This is a genomic window from Hydrogenophaga sp. (genome assembly GCF_030656115.1).
Lineage (GTDB): Bacteria > Pseudomonadota > Gammaproteobacteria > Burkholderiales > Burkholderiaceae_C > Hydrogenophaga.
The window spans coordinates 1-1,350 of sequence record NZ_JAUSOO010000109.1 but is presented as its reverse complement, the minus strand read 5'-3'; the positions used below and the strand labels follow the sequence as shown (position 1 = coordinate 1,350).

The 1,350-nt window shown below is 64.2% G+C and carries 2 protein-coding genes; both read left to right on the top strand.

Annotation, left to right across the window (positions count from 1 at the left end):
• On the top strand, positions 1 to 653 hold a 653-nt coding region (locus Q7J58_RS13625), incomplete at its 5' end, for a type IV secretion system protein (RefSeq protein ID WP_304828938.1).
• A gap of 25 nt (positions 654 to 678) precedes the next feature.
• Positions 679 to 1,350, top strand: a 672-nt coding sequence (virB5, locus tag Q7J58_RS13620) for a P-type DNA transfer protein VirB5 (RefSeq protein WP_304828936.1), incomplete at its 3' end; no start/stop codon positions are given.

The window sequence follows — 1,350 nt, the reverse complement described above, 5'->3', positions numbered from 1 at the left end:
ACCTGTTGCTGGCCGGGGGTATCTTCTCCATCGGCACCGTCTTCTTCCTCTGCATCGCCCTCTTCGTCGTCACGCTGGCCAAGCTGTTCCTGACCTTCGTGATCGCCATCGGGCCGCTGTTCATCCTGTGCCTGGCCTGGCGCCCCACCGCGCGGTTCTTCGACAGCTGGTTGTCCATGTTGCTGAACGCCGTGGTGCTCACCTGGTTCGCCTTCTTCGCGCTGGGTCTGAGCGCCTACATGGGCGCCGCCATGTTCAAGGCCATCAACGACGGTGGGGGTTTCCTTGGCAGCACCTTCAATGTGCTGGGCGAAGCCACCCGCTACTGCGTGCTCATGATCCTCATGGCCATCCTCTGCTTCCAGGCGCCCAGCCTCGCCTCGGCCCTGACGGGTGGCGCAGCGATTCAACAAGGCATACAGATGATCCAGAACGCGATGATGGTCTCGGGCCTGCGCTCAGCCTCCTCCGCCCGATCAGCTGCAGGCGGTACAGGCGCGGGGGGCGTGATCCGTTCAGGCGCTGGCGCGGCTGCCACGGCGGGAACCGCCGCAGCGGCCACGGGTCGTTACGCCGGAAACATGGCCCGCAGGGGCTACGGAGCCGCACGGTCTGCGGCATACCGACTCGCCGCCCTGCGCGGCCGGTCTTGATCTCCCACTTGCCAAGGAGCACACCATGAACTACCGCCTCAAGGTCGCCGCCGCCGTGTTGATTTCGCTGGGCGCCAGCCACGCGCGCGCCACCGGCATCCCCGTGATCGATGTCGCCAACCTGTTCCAGGCGGTGCAGCAGGTGATCAACGACATCACCCAGATCAACAACCAGATCCAGCAGATCCGACAACTGCAGACCCAGATCGACAGCATCAACGGCATGCGAAGCCTGGGCGACGTGTTCAACAACCCGCTGCTCAAGGACTACATCCCGGCCGAGGCCTACACCTATTTCAACGCCATCAACACATCGGGGTACAACGGGCTCAATGCCACGGCCAAGGTGCTGCGCGATGTCGGGATGCTCTACAACTGCATGGACCGCACGGGCGACGCGCGCACCGAGTGCCAGGCCACCCTGGCTCAGCCGTACCAACAGAAAGGCCTGCTGCAGGACGCGATGAAATCTGCAGCACAGCGGCTGGACCAGATCCAGTCGCTGATGACGCAGATCAACGCCACCACCGACCAGAAATCGGTACAGGAAATTCAGGCCCGCATCGGCGCCGAGAACGCCCTGTTGGCACACGAGTCCTCGCAAATCCAGATGCTGCAAGGCATGGCCGACAGCGAGGAGCGCATCGCCCGGTCCCGTGAGCGCGAACGCCAGTACCAGATGCTGGGCCGGACCGGC